At 70.0% G+C, this 25538-nt stretch carries 28 protein-coding genes; 7 read left to right on the forward strand and 21 right to left on the reverse strand.

What is annotated here, in order from left to right:
- Nucleotides 1-106 precede the first annotated feature (106 nt).
- Both ACFO6V_RS19635 and ACFO6V_RS19640 read right to left on the reverse strand, forming a co-directional pair.
- Nucleotides 107-1336 (reverse strand): amidohydrolase, encoded by a 1230-nt coding sequence (locus ACFO6V_RS19635; RefSeq protein ID WP_377139154.1) that lies wholly within the window; start codon nt 1334-1336, stop codon nt 107-109.
- Nucleotides 1337-1515: 179 nt separating this feature from the next.
- Nucleotides 1516-2649 carry a mannose-1-phosphate guanylyltransferase gene (locus ACFO6V_RS19640; RefSeq protein ID WP_377138238.1) on the reverse strand — a complete coding sequence of 378 codons (1134 nt, stop codon included), beginning with the start codon at nt 2647-2649 and terminating at the stop codon, nt 1516-1518.
- A 269-nt stretch (nt 2650-2918) separates the two neighbouring features.
- Between ACFO6V_RS19640 and sdhC the strand changes: the two genes are divergently transcribed.
- From sdhC to ACFO6V_RS19660, 4 genes are all read left to right on the forward strand, one after another.
- Complete coding sequence (sdhC, locus tag ACFO6V_RS19645; RefSeq protein WP_377138241.1) at nt 2919-3302, forward strand: succinate dehydrogenase, cytochrome b556 subunit; 384 nt, start codon at nt 2919-2921, stop codon at nt 3300-3302.
- Nucleotides 3302-3766: a succinate dehydrogenase hydrophobic membrane anchor subunit gene (locus ACFO6V_RS19650; protein WP_377138244.1), complete on the forward strand. Its 465-nt coding sequence runs from the start codon at nt 3302-3304 to the stop codon at nt 3764-3766. The genes sdhC and ACFO6V_RS19650 overlap by 1 nt, the downstream gene beginning before the upstream one ends.
- A gap of 89 nt (nt 3767-3855) precedes the next feature.
- Complete coding sequence (gene sdhA / locus ACFO6V_RS19655; RefSeq protein WP_377138247.1) at nt 3856-5688, forward strand: succinate dehydrogenase flavoprotein subunit; 1833 nt, start codon at nt 3856-3858, stop codon at nt 5686-5688.
- Nucleotides 5688-6446, forward strand: coding sequence for a succinate dehydrogenase iron-sulfur subunit (locus ACFO6V_RS19660; RefSeq protein WP_357445147.1), 759 nt, complete (start codon nt 5688-5690; stop codon nt 6444-6446). The genes sdhA and ACFO6V_RS19660 overlap by 1 nt, the downstream gene beginning before the upstream one ends.
- A 164-nt stretch (nt 6447-6610) precedes the next feature.
- Here ACFO6V_RS19660 and ACFO6V_RS19665 read toward each other — a convergent pair whose 3' ends face one another.
- The 13 genes from ACFO6V_RS19665 to sigE all read right to left on the reverse strand — a co-directional run bounded on the left by ACFO6V_RS19665 (nt 6611) and on the right by sigE (nt 16451).
- Entirely contained in the window at nt 6611-6928 is a 318-nt protein-coding gene (locus ACFO6V_RS19665) for a hypothetical protein (RefSeq protein WP_377138250.1), read from the reverse strand.
- Entirely contained in the window at nt 6925-7803 is an 879-nt protein-coding gene (locus ACFO6V_RS19670) for an HAD family hydrolase (protein WP_377138253.1), read from the reverse strand. The genes ACFO6V_RS19665 and ACFO6V_RS19670 overlap by 4 nt, the downstream gene beginning before the upstream one ends.
- 46 nt (nt 7804-7849) lie before the next feature.
- Entirely contained in the window at nt 7850-8680 is an 831-nt protein-coding gene (locus tag ACFO6V_RS19675; protein ID WP_377138256.1) for a helix-turn-helix domain-containing protein, read from the reverse strand.
- A complete protein-coding gene (locus ACFO6V_RS19680; protein WP_377138258.1) occupies nt 8677-9207 on the reverse strand; it encodes a DUF6879 family protein in 531 nt (176 codons plus the stop codon). Before ACFO6V_RS19680 ends, ACFO6V_RS19675 begins: the two co-directional genes overlap by 4 nt.
- Nucleotides 9191-9538 (reverse strand): hypothetical protein, encoded by a 348-nt coding sequence (locus tag ACFO6V_RS19685; RefSeq protein ID WP_377138261.1) that lies wholly within the window; start codon nt 9536-9538, stop codon nt 9191-9193. Before ACFO6V_RS19685 ends, ACFO6V_RS19680 begins: the two co-directional genes overlap by 17 nt.
- Nucleotides 9539-9730: 192 nt before the next feature.
- Nucleotides 9731-10261: a DUF6879 family protein gene (locus ACFO6V_RS19690; protein WP_377138264.1), complete on the reverse strand. Its 531-nt coding sequence runs from the start codon at nt 10259-10261 to the stop codon at nt 9731-9733.
- Nucleotides 10262-10333: 72 nt separating this feature from the next.
- Entirely contained in the window at nt 10334-11206 is an 873-nt protein-coding gene (locus ACFO6V_RS19695) for a YihY/virulence factor BrkB family protein (RefSeq protein ID WP_377138267.1), read from the reverse strand.
- A gap of 215 nt (nt 11207-11421) precedes the next feature.
- Nucleotides 11422-11958 carry a 2'-5' RNA ligase family protein gene (locus ACFO6V_RS19700; RefSeq protein WP_377138270.1) on the reverse strand — a complete coding sequence of 179 codons (537 nt, stop codon included), beginning with the start codon at nt 11956-11958 and terminating at the stop codon, nt 11422-11424.
- On the reverse strand, nt 11955-13028 hold the full coding sequence (gene trpS, locus ACFO6V_RS19705; RefSeq protein WP_377138272.1) for a tryptophan--tRNA ligase: 1074 nt from the start codon (nt 13026-13028) through the stop codon (nt 11955-11957). Before trpS ends, ACFO6V_RS19700 begins: the two co-directional genes overlap by 4 nt.
- Before the next feature lie 40 nt (nt 13029-13068).
- On the reverse strand, nt 13069-13455 hold the full coding sequence (locus tag ACFO6V_RS19710; RefSeq protein ID WP_377138275.1) for a twin-arginine translocase TatA/TatE family subunit: 387 nt from the start codon (nt 13453-13455) through the stop codon (nt 13069-13071).
- A gap of 55 nt (nt 13456-13510) precedes the next feature.
- Nucleotides 13511-14974, reverse strand: coding sequence for a S1C family serine protease (locus ACFO6V_RS19715; protein WP_377138278.1), 1464 nt, complete (start codon nt 14972-14974; stop codon nt 13511-13513).
- On the reverse strand, nt 14971-15921 hold the full coding sequence (locus tag ACFO6V_RS19720) for a zf-HC2 domain-containing protein (RefSeq protein ID WP_377138281.1): 951 nt from the start codon (nt 15919-15921) through the stop codon (nt 14971-14973). The genes ACFO6V_RS19715 and ACFO6V_RS19720 overlap by 4 nt, the downstream gene beginning before the upstream one ends.
- On the reverse strand, nt 15918-16451 hold the full coding sequence (gene sigE / locus ACFO6V_RS19725; RefSeq protein ID WP_377139156.1) for an RNA polymerase sigma factor SigE: 534 nt from the start codon (nt 16449-16451) through the stop codon (nt 15918-15920). The genes ACFO6V_RS19720 and sigE overlap by 4 nt, the downstream gene beginning before the upstream one ends.
- Before the next feature lie 245 nt (nt 16452-16696).
- Between sigE and ACFO6V_RS19730 the strand changes: the two genes are divergently transcribed.
- On the forward strand, nt 16697-17269 hold the full coding sequence (locus tag ACFO6V_RS19730) for an O-methyltransferase (protein ID WP_357445173.1): 573 nt from the start codon (nt 16697-16699) through the stop codon (nt 17267-17269).
- Nucleotides 17270-17314: 45 nt separating this feature from the next.
- Here ACFO6V_RS19730 and ACFO6V_RS19735 read toward each other — a convergent pair whose 3' ends face one another.
- The 4 genes from ACFO6V_RS19735 to dapE form a co-directional block, all read right to left on the reverse strand.
- Nucleotides 17315-17491, reverse strand: a complete 177-nt coding sequence (locus ACFO6V_RS19735; protein WP_116673979.1) for a DUF3117 domain-containing protein — start codon at nt 17489-17491, stop codon at nt 17315-17317.
- A 166-nt stretch (nt 17492-17657) separates the two neighbouring features.
- Entirely contained in the window at nt 17658-18647 is a 990-nt protein-coding gene (locus ACFO6V_RS19740) for a dihydropteroate synthase (protein WP_377138284.1), read from the reverse strand.
- Complete coding sequence (locus tag ACFO6V_RS19745; RefSeq protein ID WP_377138286.1) at nt 18648-19502, reverse strand: LOG family protein; 855 nt, start codon at nt 19500-19502, stop codon at nt 18648-18650. It lies immediately after the preceding gene.
- Nucleotides 19503-19511: 9 nt separating this feature from the next.
- Nucleotides 19512-20642 (reverse strand): succinyl-diaminopimelate desuccinylase, encoded by a 1131-nt coding sequence (gene dapE / locus ACFO6V_RS19750; RefSeq protein WP_377139159.1) that lies wholly within the window; start codon nt 20640-20642, stop codon nt 19512-19514.
- A gap of 51 nt (nt 20643-20693) precedes the next feature.
- Here dapE and dapD point away from each other — a divergent pair, with 51 nt between their 5' ends.
- Both dapD and ACFO6V_RS19760 read left to right on the forward strand, forming a co-directional pair.
- The gene (gene dapD, locus ACFO6V_RS19755) at nt 20694-21641 is read left to right on the forward strand and encodes a 2,3,4,5-tetrahydropyridine-2,6-dicarboxylate N-succinyltransferase (protein WP_377138288.1); all 948 of its coding nucleotides are present in this window, start codon (nt 20694-20696) and stop codon (nt 21639-21641) included.
- Nucleotides 21642-21666: 25 nt separating this feature from the next.
- Nucleotides 21667-22635, forward strand: a complete 969-nt coding sequence (locus ACFO6V_RS19760) for a hypothetical protein (RefSeq protein ID WP_377138291.1) — start codon at nt 21667-21669, stop codon at nt 22633-22635.
- Nucleotides 22636-22686: 51 nt separating this feature from the next.
- Here ACFO6V_RS19760 and ACFO6V_RS19765 read toward each other — a convergent pair whose 3' ends face one another.
- Together ACFO6V_RS19765 and ACFO6V_RS19770 are read right to left on the reverse strand one after the other, a co-directional pair.
- Complete coding sequence (locus ACFO6V_RS19765; RefSeq protein ID WP_377138293.1) at nt 22687-24516, reverse strand: ABC transporter ATP-binding protein; 1830 nt, start codon at nt 24514-24516, stop codon at nt 22687-22689.
- A gap of 2 nt (nt 24517-24518) precedes the next feature.
- On the reverse strand, nt 24519-25517 hold the full coding sequence (locus ACFO6V_RS19770) for an ABC transporter permease (RefSeq protein ID WP_377138296.1): 999 nt from the start codon (nt 25515-25517) through the stop codon (nt 24519-24521).
- Nucleotides 25518-25538 lie beyond the last annotated feature (21 nt).

The raw sequence follows: 25538 nt of genomic DNA on the forward strand, positions 1-25538 counted from the left end.
GCCCTATACCGCACCGAGGGTAGCCAGCGCATCCCGCATTTCGCGTTTCGAGACGGTAACCGGAGGAAGTCGTTACCGAAGCGTCATCGACAGGAACATCCAGCGGTCAGCTCGCCGCAAACTGGGCAAGGGCCCGCACGCCGACGCCGATCGCGCGCTCGTCGACCACGAGGTCGCCCTGGTGCAGGTCGTAGGTGCGGCCGCCGGGGGTCCGCACGCCGAGCCGGGCCATGGTGCCGGGCACCTTGCGGAGGAACCAGGCGAAGTCCTCGCCACCCATCGACTGCTCGGTCAGCTGCACCGCGTTCGGACCGACGGCCTCGCGGACCGCGTTCTCGAGGTCGCCCGTCGCCTCGGTCTGGTTCTCGACCGGCGGCACGCCGTGTGTCACGGTCACCGCGACGCTGACCTGGTACGGAGCCACTATCTGCTCCACCGCCTCGCGTACCAGCTCGCCCGCCTTCTCCCAGGCGCGCACGTCGAGGCAGCGCAGCGTGCCCTTGACGATGCCGGTGGACGGGATCGCGTTGGGCGTCGAGCCCGCCTGCACGGCGCCCCACGTCAGGTTGACGCCGGAGCGCGGGTCGAGCCGGCGGCCGAGCACGCCCGGGGTCTGGGTGATGACCTGGCCCAGCGCGAACACGACGTCGCCCGTGAGGTGCGGGCGCGAGGTGTGGCCGCCGGGTGACGAGATGGTCACCATCACGGAGTCGCTGGCCGACGTGATCGGGCCGATCCGGGTGCCCACGTGCCCGACGTCGAACTTGGGGTCGCAGTGCAGCGCCGCCATCCGGTCGACGCCGTCGAGCTCGGAGGTCTTGTTGATGATGTCCTCGGCACCGCCGGGGAAGACCTCCTCGGCGGGCTGGAAGAACAGCCGGACGCCGCGTCGCAGCCGCCCCTCCTCCGCCAGGCGGGCGAGCACGAGGCCCGCGCCGAGCACGACGGTGGTGTGCACGTCGTGCCCGCAGGCGTGCGCGACACCCGGCTCGGTCGAGGCGAACTCCACCCCGCTGGTCTCCTGCAGCGGGAGGGCGTCGAGGTCGGCGCGCAGGCCGACCCTGCCCTCGCCGTTGGGCCCGCGGTCAGGGCCGATGTCGCAGACCAGGCCTGAGCCGATCGGCAGCAGGCGCGGCTCCAGACCCGCCGCGCGCAGGCGGTCGGCGACGACCTGGGTGGTGCGGGTCTCCTTGCGGGACAGCTCCGGGTGCGCGTGCACGTCGCGGCGGAACGCGATCAGCTCGGCGTCAAAGGCATCGGTGAGCTCGCCCACACGGGCGGCCAGCGCCGCGACGACGTCCGTCGCGTTCCCTCCGGGCACGTCACCCACCGGCATCTGATCGCCCGAAACGATCTGATCGAAGTCGGCGAGACTGACGGGCTGGGTGGGGTTCACCTGACCCACGGTAGCGCTGTCCGCCCCGCGAGACACGGCCGGGGCGTATCCGTCTCACGATGCGGGCATTGTTGAGATCGGTGGCCTGCCGGGTCTCGACGAGCTCGACCGACGACGGGTCAGAGCAGGTCCTCGCGACCGCGGGCGCGCACCGCCGCCACCACCTCTTTCACCTGCTGGGCGCGTGCCCGCGTGGTGACGAGCAGCGCGTCGGGCGTGTCGACGACGACCACGTCGTCCAGCCCCAGCACCGTCACCAGGCGGCCCGACGCCGGGACCACCACGGAGCCGGCGCTGTCGATCCGCAGCACGTCGGCCGGGTCACCGAGCACCTTGGCGCCGCTGTCGTCGTCCGACGGGAGGAGGACGGCGAGCGAGTTGTAGTCGCCGACGTCGTCCCAGCCGAACGTCCCCGGCACGACGGCGACACCGCCCGCCTCCGCGACGGGCTCGGCCACCGCGTGGTCGATCGCGATCTTCTCCAGGCCCGGCCACACGTCCGCGAGCACCGCGGCGCGGCGCGGGGTGTCCCAGGCGTCGGCGACGAGGCGCAGGGAGTCGTGCAGCTCCGGACGCTGCTCGGCGAGGTGCCCGAGGAGCACCGAGGTGCGCGAGACGAACATGCCCGCGTTCCACCGGTACTCGCCCGAGGCGAGGTACCGCCGCGCCGTGGCCGCGTCGGGCTTCTCCGTGAAGCCGCGCACGTGGAGCGTGTGCGGGGCGTCCTCGATCCCGAGCGGTTCGCCCGAGCGCACGTATCCGAAGGCCGTCGACGGCCGGGAGGCGGCGATCCCGACGGTCGTCACGTAGCCGGCGCGCGCCGCGGCCACCGCCTCCCGGATCGCGAGCTGGAACGCACGCGTGCCGTGGATCACGTGGTCCGCGGCGAACGAGCCGATGACCACGTCGCCGTGCCGCTTCTCCAGCACGGCCGCTGCCAGGCCGATCGCCGCCATCGACTCGCGCGGGGACGGCTCGGCGAGCACCGCGTCGTCGGACAGGCCGGGCAGCTGCGCGCGGCAGGCCGCGACGTGCTGCTCACCGGTGACCAGGATCAAGCCGTCCGGCCCGACCAGCGGACGGAGCCGGTGCTCGGTCGCCTGGAGCAGCGACATGCCGGAGCCCACCAGGTCGTGCAGGAACTTGGGCTCCCCTCCACGCGAGAGAGGCCAGAGCCGGGTGCCCGACCCACCGGCTGGTACCACTGCGAAGAAGTCGTCGATCGGGGACGATAGGGCGGCGGCCGAAGTCATGCCCCGCAGGATGTCAGCCGGACAGCGTTCCCGCAGCCAAAACTCGCCGATCTCCGGGCGAACCCTGGCTGATCCCAGGGTCGGGTCCGGGTAGCAACGCACGGGCTACCTGACGGGTGCCCGAAGCGACGACATCTCCCCTGTGGGATCAGTCACAAATGCCGTGTCTTGATGCCTGTGAGGGCTGCCGGGCGGCGATCGAGGCGACCAGTTGTCATTACAGTGGGGACCAGCCACCCCCAGCCGGACAGCCATTGGAGGCTCCCGAAGTGCCCACCGCACCAGCAGGCACGTTGTACCGCGGCCGTGAAGGCATGTGGTCATGGGTCGCGCACCGCGTGACCGGCGTGCTGATCTTCTTCTTCTTGCTCGTGCACGTGCTCGACACAGCGCTGGTGCGCGTGTCCCCCGAGGCGTACAACGCCGCGATCAGCACGTACCAGACCCCGATCATGGGCCTCGGCGAGGCCGGGCTCGTGGCCGCGATCGTCTTCCACGCCTTCAACGGCATCCGCATCCTCCTGGTGGACTTCTGGGCCAAGGGCCCCAAGTACCAGAAGGTCATGCTCTGGGTGGTCGTCGGTCTCTTCGTCGTAACGATGGCGGGCTTCCTGCCGCGGCACCTCATCAACGTCTTCACCGGGGGTCACTGATGGCACACGGAACCGCAGCGGTGGCGAAGCTCGACTCGCCGCGCTCCCCGTACGCGCGGCGCAAGACGACGCGCGGCAACTACGAGCTGTACTCCTGGGTCTTCATGCGGGCGTCCGGCGTCGTGCTGCTCGTCCTGATCTTCGGTCACCTGTTCGTGAACCTGATGATCGGCGAGGGCGTGCACGCCATCGACTTCGCCTTCGTGGGCGGCAAGTGGTCGAACCCCATGTGGCAGGTCTGGGACCTCCTCATGCTGTGGCTCGCCATGATCCACGGCACCAACGGCGTGCGCACGATCATCAACGACTACGCCACGCGGGACCTGACGCGCGGCATCCTCAAGGGCCTGCTCCTCCTGGCGTTCACCGTCGTGGTCGTGCTCGGCACCCTGGTGATCTTCACGTTCGACGCGTGCCCGGCCGACGCTCCCGCGGAGCTGCTGGCCTCCTTCTGCACGGCCTAGCACCTCCAGCACGGCCTAGCACGGCGCAACACCGGCAAGTCCCCCCAGCCCCACCCTCCGAAACTCTTCAGCAGGAGGCATCGAGCCCGATGCAGACCCATCAGTACGACGTAGTCATCGTCGGCGCCGGCGGCGCAGGCATGCGCGCCGCCCTCGAGTCGTCGAAGGAGGCCCGCACCGCGGTGATCTCCAAGCTGTACCCCACTCGCTCCCACACCGGTGCCGCCCAGGGCGGTATGGCGGCAGCCCTCGCGAACGTCGAGGACGACAACTGGGAGTGGCACACGTTCGACACCGTCAAGGGCGGTGACTACCTCGTCGACCAGGACGCGGCCGAGATCCTCGCCAAGGAGGCGATCGAGTCGGTCCTCGACCTGGAGCGGATGGGCCTCCCGTTCAACCGCACCCCCGAGGGCAAGATCGACCAGCGCCGCTTCGGCGGGCACACCCGCGACCACGGCCAGTCCGCCGTGCGCCGCGCGTGCTACGCGGCCGACCGCACCGGCCACATGATCCTCCAGACGCTCTACCAGAACTGCGTCAAGCAGGAGGTGGAGTTCTTCAACGAGTTCTACGTGCTGGACCTCATCACCGACCACGACCTCACCACCGAGGAGATCGCGGACGGCGAGGAGGTCAACGCGACCGGCGTCGTCGCCTACGACCTCGCCACCGGCGAGATCCACGTGTTCCAGGCCAAGGCGATCATCTTCGCCACCGGCGGTGCCGGGAAGATCTTCAAGACGACCTCGAACGCGCACACCCTGACCGGTGACGGCATGGCGCTGGCGTACCGCCGCGGCCTGCCGCTGGAGGACATGGAGTTCTTCCAGTTCCACCCGACAGGCCTCGCGGGCCTGGGCATCCTCCTGTCGGAGGCCGCCCGCGGCGAGGGCGGCATCCTGCGCAACTCCGAGGGTGAGCGCTTCATGGAGCGCTATGCCCCCACCATCAAGGACCTCGCGCCGCGCGACATCGTCGCCCGGTCGATGGCGAACGAGGTGCGTGAGGGGCGCGGCGCAGGGCCGAACAAGGACTACGTGCTGCTCGACCTGACGCACCTGGAGCCGGCGCACATCGACGCCAAGCTCCCGGACATCACCGAGTTCGCGCGCACCTACCTCGGCATCGAGCCCTACACCGAGCCCGTACCCGTCTACCCCACGGCGCACTACGCCATGGGCGGCGTGCCGACCAACATCAAGGGCGAGGTGCTCCGCGACGGCGTCAACGTCGTCAAGGGCCTCTACGCCGCCGGTGAGGTCGCCTGCGTGTCCGTGCACGGCTCGAACCGGCTGGGCACCAACTCGCTGCTCGACATCAACGTGTTCGGCAAGCGTTCCGGACGGGCGGCCGCCGAGTACGCCAAGACGGCGTCGTTCCACGAGCTTCCCGAGGACCCGACGGTCCGCGTGGTGGCGCAGCTCGACGAGATGCGCAACCGGCCCGACGGCGAGCGCGTGGCGGACATCCGCAAGGCGCTGCAGGAGAGCATGGACCTCAACGCCCAGGTGTTCCGCACCGGCGAGTCGCTGAACGACGCCCTCGCCGACATCCGCGAGCTGCAGAAGCGGTACCGCAACGCCTCGGTGCAGGACAAGGGCAAGCTCTTCAACACGGACCTCCTCGAGGCCATCGAGCTGGGCTTCCTGCTCGACATCGCCGAGGTCACCGTCGTCGCGGCCATCAACCGCAAGGAGTCGCGCGGCGGTCACTACCGCGAGGACTACCCGAACCGCGACGACGCGCACTACATGCTGCACACGATGGCTTACCGTCGTCCGCCCGAGGCCTCGAACCAGGCCGAGGGCCACGTCGAGGGCTACTTCGACCACGTCGAGGAATTCGACGGCTACAAGGTCGTCCTGGGCTCGAAGCCCGTCATCCAGACCCGGTACGAGCCGATGGAGCGAAAGTACTGATGACTGCCACTCTCGAAGCCGCCGCACCGTCACCCGCTGGCGAGATCCCCTCGTTCACGGTCACGATGCGGATCCGGCGGTTCAACCCCGAGGTGTCCGACGAGCCGACGTGGGAGGACTTCACGGTCGAGGCCCACGGCACCGACCGCGTGCTCGACGCCCTCCACAAGATCAAGTGGGACATGGACGGCTCGCTCACGTTCCGCCGGTCCTGTGCGCACGGGGTCTGCGGGTCCGACGCGATGCGGATCAACGGCCGCAACCGGCTGGCCTGCAAGACGCTCCTCAAGGACGTCAACCCGGACAAGCCGATCCTGGTCGAGCCCATCAAGGGCCTGCCGGTCGTGAAGGACCTCGTCGTCGACATGGAGCCGTTCTTCGCCTCCTACCGCGAGATCATGCCGTTCCTCATCACCAAGGGGAACGAGCCGTCCAAGGAGCGCTACCAGTCCCCCGAGGACCGCGCGCGGTTCGACGACACCACCAAGTGCATCCTGTGCGCCGCGTGCACGTCGTCCTGCCCGGTGTTCTGGACGGACGGGCAGTACTTCGGGCCGGCCGCGATCGTGAACGCGCACCGGTTCATCTTCGACAGCCGTGACGAGGGTGGGTCGCAGCGACTGGAGATCCTGAACGACAAGGAGGGGGTGTGGCGCTGCCGCACCACCTTCAACTGCACTGAGGCCTGCCCTCGTGGGATTGAGGTCACGAAGGCTATTCAGGAAGTTAAGCGGGCGATGATTACCCGGGCTTTCTGAGTTTCTCGCTTGCTTCCGCCAAGACGGGCGGCTGACTTCGGTCGGTTGCTCTGCGCGGGCGGCTGACTTCGGTCGGTTGCTCTGAGATCGGTCGTTTGATTGACCGATCTCAGAGCAACCGACCGAAGTCACATGAGCCACTATGCAACCGACCACCGCTCTCGTCAGGTGGAGAGGTGGTAGACGGCGGCGGTGGCACTGTCGGCCCAGTGGTAGGCCGGCATTGCCGCCTCCCTGCATCGTTTGCCTGGTCGGGCGGGCTCGTCGTCCGGCACCCATTGGTAGGTGTGGTGGGTGGCCTCTGTCGCGACCCGCCGGAGCGTCACCGGGCGCCCGCAGTTCGCGCAGGTGCCGCGCAGCGTCGTCGGCGGTGTCGACCACGGTGAAGCCGGGGAGGTCGGCGCTGGTGGGGTGACGGTGGTGATGGCTTCGGCGGCAAAGTCTTCGTGCTCCACCTGGTGTCCGACGACGGCGGGGCTCACCTGGCGACCGCTATCGACCGCAGCACCGCGGCGGCGCCGTGCTCGTGGAGCGTTCCGGTGATCTCGTCGGCGACGGCACGGACGTGGTCAGGCGCACCGCCCATGGCGACGCCGCGGGCGGCCCAGGTCAACGCCTCGATGTCGTTGACGGAGTCGCCCACGGCCACGGTGCGTTCCGCCGGGACGCCGAGCCGGCGCCGGACGGTCTCCAGCGCCACCGCCTTGGACAGGTTGGGTCCGGTGACGTCGATCCAGTCGACGTCGGCTGGTGTGGCGGTGAGCCCGACTGCTCGCAACGGGTCGATCAGGGTGTGCACTCCGGGCGCGCGCAGCACGATCCGCGGTGAGGCCAGGGCCTGCAGCTCGTGGACTGGTAGCAGCATCTGCTGGCCTCGGAGCAGGCCGGTGGGAAAGACGGTGTCGACGTAGTAGCCGACGCCGATCTCCTCGACGGCGATCTGTAGGCCGGACAGGCGCGCGTTCAGGGCTGTGGTGATCACCAGGCGCGCATCGAGGATCTGGACGTCGGTGCTGACGTCGAGCTCGTACCCGTCCGAGCCCGGGTTCAGGAACGCGATCACGGCGCCGTTCGAGGCGACTGCCCAGCCATTGGTGATGCCCAGCGCCCGGACGATCGGCATCACCCCGGCCAGGGACCGGCCCGAAGCAAGAACCACGTGATGGCCAGCCATTCGGGATGCCCGGACGGCCGCAGCCGTCTCGGCAGACACCTCCAGGCTGCCGCTGGTCGTCAATGTCCCATCGATGTCCAGCGCGATCAGGTGCGCCTCGTCCTTCGACGCGTGAGCAACGTTCCTCCGTCGGATTACATCCGTCGTTTCCGTCAGTGCTGTTTCCATGTCGGACCTCCCCATGCCTATTGGCTCTGGGAATGATCCTGAGGTTGTTTTCGAACTCCGCCTAGCGGGTTTCCTGTTCCCGCAAGAAGTCGTCTCGAACAGCACCGACCATGGCTCGCATCTCGTCACCCGACAAGGCGGCTCGCTCGAATCCGTCGAACTTTTGCCGGTAGAGCGCCACGTCACGGGGATCGGTGACAACCAGTTCGGCGTGGACCGTCTCCACCGTCACTACGCGATCATCTCGGATAACGAAGGAATGCGCTGGAACGTCTGCCTGCTGCATGCCGAGCGGAACTATCCGGATCTCTACGTTCGGTAATCGGGACACAGAGATGAGGCGGTCCAACTGACCGGCCATCATCGGAGCCGGAAGCAGTCGCCACCGAATGACTGATTCAGTAATGATGAACCTAAGGATCTTGGTGGCGTCGTAAAGGACTTCTTGTCGGTCCAGTCTCGCCGCAATCGCGCGGACCAGCGCGTCGTTCCCAAGTTCCTTCCGGGACAGCACCGCTCGTACGTATTCAGGGGTCTGCAAGAGGCCGGGGATGAGAGAAGGCTGGAAAAGTTTAAGAGCACCCATCGACTGTTCTAGTGCCCGGATCTGCTGCTGCTTTCGATGAAGGCCCAGACGCCGGTACAGGCGCCAGGCCGTAGCCTCGGTCGCCTGAGCCCGGGCCGCAGCCATGTACCTGGCCTTGATCTCCTCCGAGACGCCTATGGTCGTGAGGATGCGTTCCACGTCCGCGACAGTGGCCGGAGCCTTGCCAGTCTCGATCTTGCTCAGCTTGCTCGGAGACATGAGCGCGCCACGGGAGACTGCTTTGGCTTCCTTTCCGGATGCCTCTCGCAGTTCCCGCAGCGCAGCCCCAATGTCTGTATTGTTCACTCGCCGTGCTTTGCCCACCATTCGGCGAACGGCTCAGCATGTGCCAGCGCCGTGTCACGGTAGGCCAGGAACTCAGATAGCCGATCAGGTCCGGGAAATTCAGCCCCGAGATACTTCCCCTGACCGTCGTAGTTCATGGCCCCGGCGGTCTGTCCGTCGAACAGCCAGAAGTCGGGTGCGTCGGGGATCGGGTTCTCCCGGTCGGTTGTGTCGAGAATGAAGAACTCTTCACCGGCAGCAGCGTTTCGGTGGTAACCCCAGCCGAGCTCGAACCGCAGATACGGCGTGAGCGGCCGCGAGAGGACGTGGACCCGGTATATTCGCTTACCCGCCCGCGTGATATTTCGGACGGTATCGACCCAGTCGGCGGACTTGTACGACTCCGGCTGCGGTTCACCAGCAAGGAATGCCTGGTAAGCGTCAACTCCGCCGGACTGGCTGTAGTCATCCAGCGTCTCCAGTCGGAAGGCTTCCCGGTCGAATGCCTCGAACCACTCTCCAAGCGTCCTGCTAGATGAGGTTGTCACGGATGGCCTTCCGGATGAGTTCCATCGGAATCTCGACCACGGTCTCGTGACCAGGCAGCGTCAGGCCGTGGCCAAGCGGTGTCTCACCCTGAACGAGCAGAGTCTCCCGGTCGGTCGCGTACAGCGTTGGACAGTCGCCTTCCTCGCACGAACTCACGAGCTTGCGAACCAGCATGGTGCCCCCTAGGTCGTTCCCGGTATCGGGTCCGATCCTCCCTGCCACGATCAGCAAGCCGCAAGAGATTCGGGTTTCCGTTACTGGAAACTGGTCCGCGAGCTTCTGGTTCATGTCGCCCGGCTCGTAGACGGAGGTGTCGATGGTCGCGTCCACGGTCCAGCTTCAGCCAGTCGGCGAAGATCATCCGCGCTGCGGCGGTCGCCGGTGACGTACCCAGGCAAAGGAAAGTCGGGTTGTTCACCGCCGCTGAGGTTGCTCGGCTGGCCGCGCCTAAGGGCTGCCGTCGATCCATCGCGACCTGGCTCGAACTGACGGCCCTCGACGTGCGATGACCGGCTAGGCCGCTCAGGGGAGTACGTCAAGGCCCTTCACGTACTCATGGAAGGGGACCGCGCGCTCCAATGCGATCCTCTTCCATTCCAGGTAGGGCGCGAGGTCACCCTCGTACGCCTCTCGGTTTATCTGTGTACCGTCCGAGCGGAAGTTCAGGTGAGCGATCCGCTGTTCATCGAACATCCACCAGTCGCGACCGGTAAGGGGCAAGTTGTAGTCGTCGTGCGTCACGTCCAGCACTCGGATGTCCTCGCCGGCTTGGATGTTCCCCGGAATGCCCCACGCAAATTGGTAGCGCTGATAGTCGGTAAGGGGCCGGCGCACAACACGAACACGGCCGATGCTGCGCCCGGCCTCGACGTAGCTCCGGACCCGTTCGTGCCAGCGAACATTGTGCTCACTCGGTTTTGGCTCCCCGCGAAGGAAGCGAGTCACACTCTCACGCTCTTTGGGCATCGTGTAGGTGGGCTGCGCCTCGAATCGCCATGCCTCACGGCCGAATGCGTCAAAGAATTTGTCCCAGGAGTCACCGTCCAAGATCACGCAAACCCCCCTGTGTGGCCCTGGTTGGGCCTGTTGAGCCGACCGTACGAGCATCCGTCCTCGGCGTGGATGCTACCGATCCGGGGACCCCTCCGACATCCACGCGCTGGCCAGCAGCAGGATCCTGGCCAGGAGGTTGACCAGGACGAGGAGGGTCACGACGACCGCGAAGGACGCCAGCAGGGCGTTGCGGGTGGCCGTGGAAGCGATCACCTCGGTGCCGAGGAGACGCAGCCCGCCGGCCACGATGCCGACGGCCAGGGATCCCAGCAGCAAGTCTCGTCTGGCGGGGCGCACGCCGCCCACGAAGCGGATCGCGGCGGCGACTACTGCGGCGTCGAGCACCACGGTCAACAGGAAGCCGACGGCGCGCACCGCCCAGCCCGCGCCCTCTCCCAGGCCTACCCGGTCCAATGTCCAGGGAACTGCCGCCGACACGACCACGCTCGCGGCCGCCGTGACCAGCACGCCGACACCCAGCAGGACAAAACCCAGGAGCTGCCGCAGCCGCTCAGTCACCGGGTTGGCGCCGTTTTCGGTCAGCCCGAACATCGCGCGGACCGACGTGCGCAGCGCACCCATGAAGTTGGTGGCGGACCAGAGCAGCACCGCTATGGCGACCACCGACGTCCAGCTCAGGCCCGTGGAGAGCACCAGGTCCGACGGCGTCAGGACGCCACCGCTGCCGGTGTCCACGAGGCCCGGTATCCAGGTGTCCACCTGGGTGAGGACAGCTGCGCGCAGGTCGGCGTTGCCGCCGAGCACCCGGACGAACAGCGTGTAGCCGAGGGTCAGGGCGGCGAACAGGGAGAACAGAGCGGCGTACGCCATGCCGCCGCAGAGCACCGAACCGTTCGCGAGGTCGTACTGTGCCAGCGTGCGACCGGCACGAGTTTCCTGCCAGCGCGTCCACGCCGCCTGTCCGATCTCGATCAGCCGCTTCATCGCGACGAGCCTATGCGCAACGGCACCACACGGGCAGGTCAGGCTCTATCTCTATCGGCTGAGCCTGCGGTTCCGCTCCGGCTCAGGCTCTATGGGTGTCGGCTGAGCCTGCGGTTCCGCTCCGGCTCAGGCTCTATGGGTGTCGGCTGAGCCTGCGGTTCCGCTTCGGGCGCGTGCCTCGCTCCTCGGCCCACACCCTGCGCTGCACCTCCGGCTCAGCCGAGGGGGAAGGCCGCCTGGGGGCGCCAGATGCCGTCGTCGCCGTGCTCGTACTGGTAGAAGCGGTCGACGTCGAACTCGGCGGAGTAGTCCGCCATCGCCTCGAACGCCTTGTCGAGCGACGAGTCCGGCACCTCGTGCGCGATGGTCACGTGCGGGTGGTAGTTGAACCGGAGCTCTCCGTCGAGGATCCCGGTCCGTACGCTCGCCTCGAGCTGCTCGCACTCGGAGATCCCCTGCGCCAGCGCCACGAACACGACCGGCGAGACCGGCCGGAACGTCGCCGTGCCTCGAAGCTGCACCGTGAACGGTGGCGCCGCGGCGGCCACGGCCGCCAGGTGCTCCCGCGCCTGGTCGAGCTGCTCGACGTCGAGCAGGGTCGGGCCCAGGAGCGTGATGTGCGGGGGGATGAAGTGGGCGAGCGGGTCCTCGGCGGCGACCCGCGCCGCGCTCAGCTCGGCGGCGTAGGGCTCCGGGATCTCGATGGCGATCCCGATGCGGATCTGACCGGGGCCCCGCTCGGGCAGGTTCACCGGATGCCTCGTGCGGGGAGCAGCCCGAACCGTTCGTACATCCGGTCCAGCACCGGGCCCGCGATCGCACGCGCCCGGTCCGCGCCGTCGGCCAGCACCCGGTCCAGCTCGGCCGGGTCCGCGAGGTAGGTGTCGGCCCGGGCCTGGAACGGCTCGAGGAAGGCGACGACGGCGTCAGCCAGGTCCACCTTGAGGTAGCCGTAGCCGCGACCGTCGTACTCCTTGGCGATCTCGTCGATGTCCCGGTCCGTCACTGCCGAGAAGATCGTCAGGAGGTTCGAGATGCCCGGCTTCTCCGCCGGGTCGAACCGCACGCCGTACGACTCGTCCGCGTCGGTCACCGCCGACTTGATGGCCTTGACGGCCTTCTTCGGGTCCTCCAGCAGCCAGACGACGCCCTTGCCGCCCGTGCTGGACTTGCTCATCTTGGCGCTCGGGTCCTGCAGGTCCTGGATCTTCGCGACAGCCTTGACGATGTGCGCGTCCGGCACGACGGCGGTCTCCGCGCCGAACCGCGTGTTCAGCCGCTCGGCGAGGTCGCGGGTGAGCTCCAGGTGCTGGCGCTGGTCCTCACCCACGGGGACGAGCGCCGCGTCGTACAGGAGGATGTCAGCGGCCATCAGCACCGGGTAGGTGAAGAGCCCGACGGTGGTGCCCTCGCTGCCCTGCTTCGCCGACTTGTCCTTGAACTGCGTCATCCGCCCGGCCTCGCCGAACCCGGTCTGGCAGCTCAGGAGCCACGCCAGCTCGGCGTGCGCGGCCACGTGGGACTGCACGAACAGGATGGACCGCTCGGGGTCGACGCCCCCCGCGAGGTACTGCGCCGCGGTCCGTCGCGTGCGCTCGCGCAGCAACGCCGGGTCGGGGCTCACCGTGAGGGCGTGCAGGTCCACCACGCAGTAGAGCGCGTCGTAGGAGTCCTGCAGCGCGACCCACTGGGCCAGCGCCCCGATGTAGTTGCCCAGGTGGAGCGACCCGTCGGTGGGCTGCATCCCGGAGAAGATGCGCTTCCGGCCGGGGCGGTGGGCAGCGGCGCCAGCGCCCGCCGGGCTAGTGGTTTCGGACGACATGGCGAACATTCTGGCAGGTCCATGCGCGCTCACCGAATCGTCAGGTCGCTTCGTCGTCGTACGGCGCCTTCCCGGGTTCCGCGACCGCCCCGGCCGGAGCCGGGGGCGTGCCGTACCGGTCCGCCGCGCGCGACGCGGCAAGCGAGCCGGCGCCCGCCGGCCCCGCGTACGGGGTGTCGTCGAGCAGCGCGTCCCGGACGATCTTGCGCGGGTCGTACTGGCGCGGGTCCAGCTTCGACCAGTCGACGTCGTTGAACTCCGGTCCGAGCTCGTCGTCCACCCGCGCCTTCGCGGTCTGGAGCAGGTCCCGGCCGCGACGCACGAGCGAGCCGAGCTGCTCCGCATAGACGGGCAGCCGTTCCGGGCCGATCACGAGCATCGCGACCACCAGAATGATCACGAGCTCCCAGCCATTGATGCCGAACACGCTCAGAGCCTACTCGCGTCGCGGGACCAGCCGGAGAACGCCAGATGAACCTGGTTCACTGACCACTCGACCGTTCTTCGAGGACCACGCGGACCTCGCGCTCGTCGCCGTCGGAACGCACCTGGAGCGTGACCGGATCGCCTGGCGCCTTGGCCCGGATGGCGACGATGAGCTCGTCGGCCACCGATACGGGCCGGCCGTCGATCGAGAGGATCACGTCGCCGGGCTTCAGGCCCGCCTGGTCGGCAGGACCGTCCGGCGTCACGGCCGGCGTGCCCTGCTGCGGCTCCTGGGAGACCTGCACGCCCTCCCCCTGGTAGCTGGGGTCGAGCAGCACGCCGATGATCGGGAACGTAGCGGTACCCGTCTCGATGAGCTGTTCGGCGGTGTGCCGCGCCTGGTTGGACGGGATGGCGAACCCGAGGCCGATGTTGCCGGTGGCCGCCGTGGTGCCCGGCCCCTGCGCGATCGCCGAGTTGATGCCGATGACCTCGCCCGCAGAGTTCACGAGCGGCCCCCCGGAGTTGCCGGGGTTGATGGCGGCGTCCGTCTGGATGGCGTCGATGAACGCGGCCTCGGCGGCCTCGCCCGCCTTCACGGGACGGTGCAGCGCACTGACGATCCCGGTCGTGACGGTGGCCTCCAGGCCCAGCGGGGAGCCGACGGCGAGCACCGCGTCGCCGACCACCACCTCGTCGGAGTCGCCGAGGACGAGCGGCTCCAGGCCCTTCTCCTTGACGCGGATCACCGCGAGGTCGTAGTCGGGGGTCGCGCCCACGAGCTCGGCGGGCTGCTCGTGGCCGTCCGAGAACGTCACCGTGACGTCCGCGCCGGAAGCCGCCTCGGCGACCACGTGGTTGTTGGTGAGGATGTAGCCGTCGGCCTTGAGGATCATGCCCGACCCGGTCGCGACGCCCTGCTGGGCACGCACCTCGATCGAGACCACGCTCGGCAGTGCCGCGGCGGCGATGGCGGCCACCGAACCCTCGGGACGCTCCACCTGGGTGGCACCTGCCGCGGGCTTCGGGAGTGCGGCGTCGGCGGGGCGGGCGGACTCCTGCGACTCCAGCAGCGCGTAGGCGGCCGCGCCGCCGCCCGCGCCGGCGAGCAGACCCAGCGCGACGACGGCGGACACGGCCCGCCCGCCGAGCTTGCCGCGCCGGGACCTGGTGCCCTGCGTCGGGGCGTGCTGATCGGTCCCGTGCGAGGCCTGATGCGGGGTCTCCCCCGGAGCCAGGTCCCGGGCCTGCTGCGGTGCGTGCGGGTCGCCGGTGCCCGTCCCGCCGAACGCGGGGGCCGCCACGGTGGTCAGGAACCCGGCCGCCGGGAGCTGCGTGGTGGGCTGCTCACCAGGGCCCCCGGCCGGCGGTGCCGGGGGCGGAAGCTGCTCGGTGACCTGCTCGGGCGCGGTGGGCGGCGCGGGCACGGGTGTGGGATCCGCGGCCGGAGTCCTCGACTCGTTCGCGGAAGGCACTGCTGCACGCGGCGTGGGCGGCGCGAACGGGTTCTCGTCGGTCATGGGCTTTCGATGACTCCTGTCACGGTGTGCCACCCGCGGGCGATGCGGGGCAGGACCCCGGCATCGTAGCCATGCTCACCGAACGACGCCACGAGCTGGGTCAATACCTCGTCCGGCGCGTCTGCCACGACATCGACCACCATGTCTTCCGACTGCCACGCCACGTGGGCCGGTTCCGACGCGAGAACCTGGACTCCCCCGGCGCCGACGGCGCCGTCCTGAGCGAGCTGGCCCGGGCGTTCGCGGACCACGGCGTGGCCGGACGGCCCGACGAGATCGATCTCGAGCGTCTGCCCCTGGTCGCCCACCAGCCGCATCGCGGAGACCGTGTATCCATCGGGCAGCTCGGTGGGCGCCGCCCAGCCGTTGTCCGCCGCCCAGTCGAGCGCGGCGGGCGTGAGCTGGTCGGGTGCGACGTCGAGCGTGGCGAGCACGTCCTGGCCGGCCGCCGTCGTGTCCGGGCCCGTGCGACCCAGCATGGTCATGCTGGTCTGCGCGGAGAGCTGCGGGGACACGACGGGAACGTCGCCGAGCGTGAACAGGGCGAGGCCCAGGACGCCGACGCCGCCCACCCCGAGCGCGGTGATCCGCGCGGCACGACGGCGTCGCGCCGGACGGTCGACCCTGCCGTCGAACCCGGCACCGACGTCGAACGCGGACGTCTGCCACATCGGCACCGACAGCGGGTCGGGGCCGAGGAAGGGCCGGCGCAGCGGGTCGTCGTCGGTGGGCGGGATGCTCGCCTGGAGCGCCATCAGGCGCGCGGTGAGGGCCGGGTCGGGCACCACGTCGGCGGCCGACGAGAGCGCACGCCGGGCCGCGCGAGCCGAGTCCAGCTCGCGCGCGCACAGGCGGCACATCGTCACGTGGGACAGGGCTCGCTCGGTCTCGGCGGGTGAGAGCTGTCCGTCCGCGAGCGCGCTGATCAGGTCCCCGAGGTGGCTCATCGCACGCCCCCGCGCGTGGGCGCCAGGTGCTCCAGTGCGTCGCGGAGCTGGGCGCGTGCCCGGTGGATCCGGGAACGCACCGTCCCGAGCTTGACCCCGAGCGTCACGGCGATCTCCTCATAGCTCAGGCCCTCGATGTCGCACAGCACGACGGCAGCGCGGTACTCGGGGCGCAGGGCGTCGAGCGCCTTCTGCACGTCCTGGTCCAGGTTGGCGTGCTCGTACCCGCGCTCGGGGCGGCCGAAGTCGCCCGTGTCGGCGACGTGGCCGTCGTCGTCGCCCATCGCCTCCATGCGGATGCGCTTCTTGCGGCGCGCGCCGTCGAGGAACAGGTTGGTGGTGATGCGGTGCAGCCAGCCCTCGAACGTGCCGGGCGTGTAGCTGGACAGCGAGCGGAACACCCGGATGAAGGTCTCCTGGGTGAGATCCTCGGCATCCTGCTTGTTGCCGGTCAGCCGGTAGGCGAGCCGATAGACGCGTGCGGAGTGCTCGCGGACTATCTCTTCCCAGGTAGGCGGCTGCCATGGCATGTCGACGGCGCCGGCCCCGGAAGGTGCCGACGCGCTCAGGTCCGCTGCGCGAGTGCTCACAGAAGTCATCGTCCTCTCAACGTACGTCAAAGCCCAGGCGTTCCCACGGGCTGTACCCTGACGCCGCACGTGATGTACACAACTGTCCGACTCCAGCGGAGGAAGCCATCAGCACAGCGGAGCCGTCAGGCCACGGCAAGGTCGCGGCATGGGTCTACAGCGAGGCCTTCGTCCCCGAGGACGAGGTGCTCCTGCGCGCCCGCGAACGCGCCTCCGAGCTGGGTTGCCCGGCCGTGCTGCCCGGTGTCGGCGCGGTGCTCCGGGTGCTCGCCGCCGCGACGAGGGCGCATGCGGTGGTGGAGGTGGGCACGGGTGCCGGTGTGGCGGCGCTCTGGCTGCTCCGGGGTATGCCGTACGACGGCCAGCTCACCACGATCGACCGTGAGGTCGAGCACCAGCGGGCGGCGCGGGCGGCGTTCGCCGAGGACGGCGTCGCCCCCCAGCGCACGCGGATCATCCCCGGCCGGCCGGGCGATGTGCTGCCGCGCCTGGCGGACGGCGCCTACGACCTCGTGCTCGTGGCGAGCGACCCGCTCGGCTACCCCGAGTACGTCGAGGAGGCCCTGCGGCTGCTCCGCCCGGGCGGCGTGCTCGCGATCGACGGTGCGCTGCTGCGGGACCGGGTCGCGGATCCTGCCCGTCGCGACGAGCTCACCACCGTGGTGCGCGAGGTGGGCCGGACCCTGCGGAACGACGAGCGGGTGCTGCCTGCCATGCTGCCGAGCGGAGACGGGTTGCTGCTGGCCGTCCGACGCTGACCCGCCGGGAGGGCCGGTTTCCACGGCGGACGGCCAGGCGAATGATCAGGCGCTGGGCGTGACGACTGTCTGGAGAGCGTCGCCGAGCTCACTTGCCTCGGTCGCGTTGAGCTCGACGACGAGCCGACCGCCGCCCTCGAGCGGCACACGCATGACGATGCCGCGCCCCTCCTTGGTGACCTCGAGCGGTCCGTCACCCGTTCGCGGCTTCATCGCAGCCATGTGTGGCTCTCCCATTCCGTTGTCCGGTGTGTAGCAGCATTCATGTTCTCGGCGAACGCCGAGGGCACAGAACCATTCTAGTTCAATTGGCGCCCCTTACTTTCCACGCGCCAATTCGTCGCCCCTCGTCGGACGGGGTTCGGATCGGGGTCGGATCAGGCTCGGATCAGGCGAGACCGCGCAGCGCGACGGCCGGTGGTGCCTCGTCCCGGACCGCCGCCACGAGGTCGAGAACACGTCGGGTGGCGACCACGTCGTGGGCGCGGAAGACGCGGGCACCGAGCCACGCCGCCACCGCCGTCGCGCCAAGGGTCCCCTCCAGTCGTTCCTCGGGCGGGAGGTCGAGCGTCTCCCCCACGAAGTCCTTGCGGGAGAGCGCCATCAGCAGCGGGAAGCCGAGCCCCGCCAGCACGCCGGTGCGGCGCAGGAGGTGGAGGGAGTGCCAGGTGTTCTTGCCGAAGTCGTGGGTCGGGTCGACGAGCACCGACTCACGCGGGACGCCGCACTCCACCGCCCGCTCCGCGGCGGCCCGGAGGGTCGACACGACGTCGGTCAGCAGACCGTCCCGCCCGTCACCCCCCGACGTGTCAGACGCGTGGGTCACCGCAGTGACCTGTGCGTCTGACAGGTCGGGGTACTCGACGCGGTACGGGTCCGTGCGCGGCGTCGCCCCGCCCGTGTGGGAGCAGACGACGCCGACGCCGGCGGCCCCCGCCACCTCGACCAGGGCCGGGTCGTGCCCGGCCCAGGTGTCGTTGATGAGGTCGGCGCCGGCGTCGATCGCCGCGCGGGCCACGCCCGCACGCCAGGTGTCGACGGAGACGAGCAGGTCCGGCACCGCGCGGCGCACCGCCGCCACGAACGGGACGACGCGGCGGATCTCCTCGGCCTCGTCGACCGGCGACCCGTGGCCGGCCCGGACACCACCGACGTCGAGGATCTCCGCGCCGTCCTCGTACGCCCGCTCCGCCGCGGCCAGCGCGGCGTCGTCGTCGGGCAGCCGGGCTGGGGCGTAGAACGAGTCAGTGGTGCGGTTCAGGACCGCCATCACGACGGGTCGCACGGCGCGCCCGTCGCGCCCCACCTCGCGTCCGCGCAGCACCAGCGGCGCGGACGCGCGCGGAACCGCCGCGGCGGGGTCGTCCGAACCCTCCACCTATGCGCCGCCCACGGTGCTCGGCAGGCCGGGACCCTCGAGCGCTGCCTCCTCGGTGGCGCGCCCCGCGGCGGCGGCCGCCGCCAGTGCGGCGTGCTCCGCCTCGATCTGGTGCACCCGCTCGACGACGTGGTCCACCGCCTCGGCAGGGTCGTCGGTGAGGTAGATGATGTCGAGGTCGGCCTGGCTGATGGTGCCGTGCGTCAGCGCCGTGGACCGGATCCATTCCAGCAGCCCGCCCCAGTACTCCTTGCCCACCAGGACGAGGGGGAACTGCGTCACCTTGTGCGTCTGAACAAGGGTGACCGCCTCGAAGAGCTCGTCGAAGGTGCCGAATCCTCCGGGCATCACGATGAATCCCTGCGCGTACTTCAGGAACATCGTCTTTCGCGCGAAGAAGTACCGGAAGTTGATGCCCAGATTCACGTACTCGTTGACGCCCTGTTCGAAGGGCAGCTCGATACCGAGACCCACGGACGTGCCGCCCGCCTCGGCTGCCCCCTTGTTCGCGGCCTCCATCACACCCGGTCCGCCGCCCGTGATGACGGCGTACCCGGCCTCCACGAGCAGCCTGCCCACGGTCTCCCCGGCGAGGTAGTCCTCGTGATCCGGTTTGGTGCGCGCCGAGCCGAACACCGACACCGCCGGGCCGAGCTCCGCGAGCGCGCCGAAGCCCTCGACGAACTCGCTCTGGATGCGCATCACGCGCCACGGGTCGCCGTGCAGCCAGTCGCTGCCCTGGTCGGAGGCCAGGAGTCGCTGGTCAGTGGTGGTCTGCGGGATCTGGTTCCCGCGGAGCAGTACCGGGCCGCGGCGGTAACCGCGGCCGGACTGTGGAATGCCGTCGTCGCTCATGCGCCCAAACTATCCGCCGAGCAGCCACGCCCGCAGCGCGTCACGGCACTGAGCGAGCTGCGCCACCGGAAGGTGCTCGTCGTCCTTGTGCGCGAGCAGGGGGTCGCCAGGGCCGAAGTTGACCGCCGGCACGCCCAGCTCGGAGAACCTGGCGACGTCGGTCCACCCGTACTTCGGCGCGGGCACACCGCCGGTCGTGGCGAGCACCGACCGCACGAACTCGGCGGCCAGCGGGTCGTCGAGGCCCGGCCGGGCGCCCCCGGCGGCGTCGGTCACGACCACGTCGAAGCCCTCGAAGACCTCCCGCAGGTGGGCCTCGGCCTCCTCGACGGAACGGGACGGCGCGAAGCGGTAGTTCACCTCGACCACGCAAGCGTCGGGGATCACGTTGCCCGCGATGCCGCCCTCGATCCGCACCGCGTTGAGGCCCTCGCGGTAGACGAGGCCGTCGACCTCCACCTCGCGCGGCTCGTAGGCGGCGAGCCGGGCGAGCGCCGGGGCCACGGCGTGTATCGCGTTCTCGCCGATCCAGGCCCGCGCCGAGTGCGCCGCGACGCCGCGGGTGCGCAGCTCGATTCGCATGGTGCCGTTGCAGCCGCCCTCGATCCCGGCGTCGGTCGGCTCGCCGAGGATCGCGAAGTCGCCCCGCAGGAGCTCCGGGTGGTTGCGCGCGAGGCGGCCCAGGCCGTTCAGCGCCGAGTCGACCTCCTCGTGGTCGTAGAAGATCCAGGTGAGGTCGTGCGCGGGCTCACTGCCCGGCGCACCCAGCTCGACGGCCAGCGCGAGCGCCACGGCCACCCCGCCCAGCATGTCGACGGTCCCGCGGCCCCACAGCACGGCGTCGTCCCCCGCACCCGCCAGGCGCGTGGGCAGGTTGTCCGCGATCGGCACGGTGTCGATGTGCCCGGCCACGACGACGCGCCGGTCCCGGCCCAGGTTCGTCCGGGCGACCAGGGCATCGCCGTCGCGCAGCACCTCGAGGTGCGCACAGCCGCGCAGCAGAACCTCTATCGCGTCCGCGAGGGCCTTCTCGTCCCCGCTGACGGACGGGATGTCGCAGATGGCCCTGGTCAGGGCGACAAGGTCGGACCCCTTGCCGTTCGAGTTGCCGGTCGGGTCGAGCAGAGCGGGGTCGATCACGGTGTCCACAGGCCAACACTAGGTGCTGGTCAGGGCCGTTAGGCTGAAGCCATGACGACCGCATGGGGTTTCGGCCTTGCCACGATCGCCGACGACGGCACCACCCTCGACACCTGGTACCCGGAGCCCGCCCTCGGCGAGGCCCCTGCCGGCGCCACCGCGCCCGAGGCCCTCGCGGCGCTCGTCGGCACGGACGAGACCCGTCGCGTGCGGCTCGAGGTCGTGACCACGCAGATCGACCTCGCGGACCCGCCCAAGGACGCCTCCGACGCCTACCTGCGGCTCCACCTGCTCTCGGCCCGCGTCGTGCGCCCACACGGGCTCAACCTGGACGGGATCTTCGGCGTGCTGACGAACGTCGTCTGGACCAGCGCCGGCCCGTGCGCCGTCGAGGGCTTCGAGGAGACCCGCCTGCGGCTGCGCAGCCGCGGCCACGTCACGGTGTTCGGCGTCGACAAGTTCCCGCGCATGGTCGACTACCTGGTCCCGTCGGGCGTGCGCATCGCCGACGCCGACCGGGTCCGCCTGGGCGCGTACCTCGCGCCGGGCACCACCGTGATGCACGAGGGCTTCGTGAACTACAACGCCGGCACCCTCGGCTCGTCGATGGTCGAGGGCCGCATCTCGGCCGGCGTCACCGTCGGAGACGGGTCCGACGTCGGCGGTGGTGCCTCGATCATGGGCACCCTGTCCGGCGGGGGCAAGGAAGTCGTCTCGCTCGGCGAGCGGTGCCTCCTGGGCGCCAACGCGGGTCTCGGTATCCCGCTCGGCGACGACTGCGTGGTCGAGGCGGGCCTGTACCTCACCGCGGGGAGCAAGGTCACCGTGCTGGGCGCCGCCGTCGACCCGACCGGTGACGGCACCGCCGCGGTCAAGGCGCGCGACCTCGCGGGCCGCAGCAACCTCCTGTTCCGGCGGAACTCCACGAACGGCGCCGTCGAGGTCCTCGACCGGACCGGTGTCGGGATCGAGCTCAACGAGGCTCTGCACGCCAACTGACCAGCACGGACAACAGGGAGCACGCATGGCACTCCTGGCCGAGGCCGGTCCGCCGGCCCCGCCGCCCGTAGTCGGTCCACGGTCGCACCGGCCGCTGAGACGCGCCCTCAAGTACGTGCTGGCCGTCGGGTCGGTGTGCGCCGTCGCGACGGTGGGCGTGGTCGTGGGGCTGAACAGCCTGACCGGCGCCGGCCCGGTCACCGAACGGTGCGCCGCCCGGCTGAACGGCTCGGACTGGTACCTGTCGCCCGACCAGGCGGACAACGCGGCGCTCGTGGCCGGCACCTCCGTCGCCCGCGGGCTGCCCGCACGGGCTGCGACGATCGGGCTGGCCACCGCGCTGCAGGAGTCGAAGCTCATCAACATCGACTACGGCGACCGCGACTCGGTGGGCCTCTTCCAGCAGCGCCCCTCGCAGCAGTGGGGCACCGTCGAGGAGATCATGGACCCCGTGTACTCGACCAACGCGTTCTACGACGTGCTGGTGGAGGTCGACGGGTACAAGGACATGGCGGTGACCGAGGCGGCGCAGAAGGTGCAGCGCTCGGCGTACCCCGACGCGTACGCCCAGCACGAGACACGGTCGCGCGCCTGGGCGTCGGCCCTCACCGGCAACTCGCCCGAGGCCCTGTCGTGCGAGCTGGGTCCTGTCGCCGAGGGCGACCAGCTCGCGCCCGACGCCGCCCGCGACGTGGTCGTGGGACGCCTGGGCCGCGATCTGGGCCTCGCTCCCGCGACCGGCAACGCGGACCCGAACCGCCAGGACCCGGCGTCGTCCACGGTGACCGTGGACGCGACGCCGCTCACCCCGGACGACCCCCAGCGCGGCGGCTGGGCGACCGGCCAGTGGGCCGTCGCGACGGCCCATGCCACGCGGGCCGTCGAGGTGCACGTGGCCGACCGCGTATGGCTCCGCGAGGAGGCCGCCTGGGTGGGCGCCGAGACCCGGCTCGCTCCGGGCGAGGTCCGCATCACGGTCGACGCGGCCGAGTAGCGGGGTCTCGACAGGCTCGACCAGCGGTGGTCGAGCCTGCCGAGACCTACGTCAGTTGCTGCCGTCGAAGCCGGCGTCACCGGCGAAACCGGTGAAGCCCGAGGGGTTGCCGCCCTCGTCGTGCCGCGGCCGGGGACGCTCGTAGTCCTCGTCCACGCGCAGCTCCGCGACGTCCTCGCCGAACTTGGCCAGCAGAGCGTGCCGGGCCTCGCGGCGTCGGCGCTGCTCCAGGGGCTCAGGCACCGGCGCAGCCGCGATGAGGCGCTGCGTGTACTCCTCGCGGGGGTGGTGCAGCACCTCCTCGCGCGGACCCTGCTCCACGATCTTGCCGTTCTGCAGCACCACCACGCGGTGGGCGAGCAGGTCGATCACCGCGAGGTCGTGGCTCACGAAGAGGCAGGCGAACTTGTAGCGCTCCTGCAGCGCCGTGAACATCTTCAGCACGTTGGCCTGCACGGAGACGTCGAGCGCCGACGTCGGCTCGTCCGCGACCAGGAGCTCCGGATCGAGCGTGAGCGCGCGAGCGATGCTCACGCGCTGGCGCTGGCCGCCGGAGAGCTCGTGCGGGTAGCGGTTGTAGACGCTGCGGGGCAGCTCGACGGCGTCGAGCAGCTCCAGCACGCGGCGCCGCCGCGACTTGTCGTCGCCCTCCTTGTGCACCACCAGCGGCTCCGCGATCACGTCGCCGATCGGCAGGCGCGGGTTCAGGGACGACGCCGGGTCCTGGAACACGACGCCGATGCGCCGGCGCAGAGCCTTGAGCTCCTTGCCCCGCGTCTTCGTGAAGTCGCTGCCGAGGATGGACACCGAACCGGACGCGGCGGGGATCAGCCCGAGCGCGCACTTGGCGATGGTGGACTTGCCGGAGCCCGACTCGCCCACCAGCCCGACGATCTCGCCCTGCGCCACGGACAGCGACACGTCGTCGACCGCCCGGAAGGTGGGCTTGCCCAGCCGGCGGTACTCGATGACCAGGTTGTCCAGGTCGAGCGCCGGCAGGTCCTCGGGAGCCGCGACCACCGGGGCGACGTCACCGAACTGGCCCGGCCCGGACCCCAGGTGGGGCACGGCGGCCAGCAGGCGCTTCGTGTACTCGTGGCGGGGGTGGTTGAGCACCTGGTCGGCGGTGCCGGTCTCCACGAGGTCACCCTTGAGCATGACGGCGACGCGGTCCGCCATGTCCGCCACGACACCCATGTTGTGGGTGATCAGGAGGATGCCGGTGTCCAGCTTGTCCTTGAGCGAGCGCAGCAGGTCGAGGATGTCGGCCTGCACGGTCACGTCGAGGGCCGTGGTCGGCTCGTCGGCGATGATCACCTTGGGGTCGCACGCGATCGCCATGGCGATGACCACGCGCTGACGCTGACCACCGGAGAGCTCGTGCGGGTACTGCTTGAGCCGGCGCTCCGGCTCGGGGATGCCGACCATGGCGAGCAGCTCCGCGGCGCGTGCCGTGGCCTGCTTGCCGAACGCGATGCCGTGCAGCTGGAGGCCTTCGGTGAGCTGGTCCCCGATGGTGAGCACGGGGTTGAGCGCGGTCATGGGCTCCTGGAAGACCATCGCCACGTCGTTGCCGCGCATGTTGCGCAGCCCCCGGCCGTCGAGGCCGCCCACCACCTTGTCGCCCACGCGGATGGTGCCGCTGACCCGTGCGTTGCGGGGCAGCAGGCCCAGCGCCGTCATCGAGGTGACGGACTTGCCCGAGCCGGACTCGCCCACGAGCGCCACGACCTCGCCGGGGCGCACCTCCAGGTCGATCCCCTTGACCGCGTGGACGTCGCCGAACTCCGTCTTGAACGTGACGCTGAGGCCCTCGAAGGAGAGGACGGCGTCGCCGGCCGCCGCGACGGGACCGGGAGAGCTGATGTCGAGAGTGGTCATGCTCAGTCCTTGGTCCGGTTCTGGCGGGGGTCGAACGCGTCACGCAGGCCGTCGCCGATGAAGTTCACGCACAGGGCGATGGTCAGGATCATCAGGCCGGGCCACCAGAACAGCCACGGCCGGGTCGCGAAGGCGGACTGGTAGTCGTTGATCAGGGTGCCGAGCGACGTGTCCGGCGCCTGCACGCCGAACCCGAGGTAGCTCAGCGACGTCTCCAGCAGGATCGCGCTGGAGATCGAGAGCGTCGCCGACACGATGATGACGCCGACGGCGTTGGGCAGCACGTGCCGGCTGATGATGCGCCACGGGCTCGTGCCCACGGCCCGCGCGGCGAACACGAAGTCACGCTCCCGCAGGGAGAGCACCTCACCGCGCACCAGACGGGCCAGACCGGTCCACGTGACCAGGCCGAGCACGAGCGCGAGGCCCAGGATGCCCGACCCGCCCGCCATCTGGCCGAGCACCGCGGCGACCGCGAGCAGCGGGATGACGATGAAGACGTCGGTCATCCGCATGAGGACCGACTCGAGCCAGCCGCGGTAGAAGCCGGCCAGGGCCCCGATCAGCGTGCCGACGACCGTGGAGATGATGCCGACGGCGAACGCGATGATCAGCGAGAACTGCGTGCCGCGCATGACCAGGGCGAAGTAGTCCTTGCCGCCCGTGTCCTGACCGAACGGGTACGTCCAGGTGGGCGCGCCGTCGCCGATCTTGTCGTACTGGAGCGTGTAGTCCTTGGGCCACCAGCCCGGGATGGGCCCGACGCCGATGGAGGTGAACGACACGACGATGACGATGCCGAGCACGATCATCGAGGTGAGCGCGGCCTTGTGCCGGAAGAAGCGGCGCGCCACGAGCTGGCCCTGGCTGTACGACTTGTCCTCGCCAGGCAGGGGGTCGGCGGAGCCGCCGGACGAGAGGCCCACCGCGTCGGTTCCGGTGACCGACACCTGAGGCTCGTAGTCCTCGCCGCCGGGATTGCTGTTCCTGATGTCACTCATGTCTGTGTCTCCTGCCTAGAC

This window comes from Promicromonospora alba, from assembly GCF_042654905.1.
Classification (GTDB): Bacteria; Actinomycetota; Actinomycetes; order Actinomycetales; family Cellulomonadaceae; genus Promicromonospora; species Promicromonospora alba.